This window comes from Halorubrum sp. SS7 (assembly GCF_005435055.1).
GTDB lineage: Archaea > Halobacteriota > Halobacteria > Halobacteriales > Haloferacaceae > Halorubrum > Halorubrum salinarum.
In genome coordinates, this window is record NZ_SGXV01000711.1 from 1 (window position 1) to 222 (window position 222).

Below are 222 nucleotides of genomic sequence, written 5' to 3' on the forward strand. Positions count from 1 at the left end.
ATGCGGTCGTGAGCAGCGGCCCCCTGACCGCGGGCGCCGTCCGCGACATGGAGTACACCGAGCGCGTCCTCAACGAGTCGATGCGGCTCTACCCGCCCGTCTACACGCTGTTCCGCGAGCCGAAGCTCGACGTGAAGCTCGGGGGATACCGGGTCCCCGAGGGCTCCGCGCTGATGGTCTCTCAGTGGGTGATCCACCGGTCCGACCGCTGGTACGACGACC

The 222-nt window shown here is 68.9% G+C and carries 1 protein-coding gene; it reads left to right on the plus strand.

Features of this window, described 5'->3' with window-relative positions; translation table 11 throughout:
• The coding region (locus tag EXE44_RS19680; protein ID WP_137718143.1) for a cytochrome P450 at window positions 1-222 on the plus strand (222 nt) is incomplete at both ends.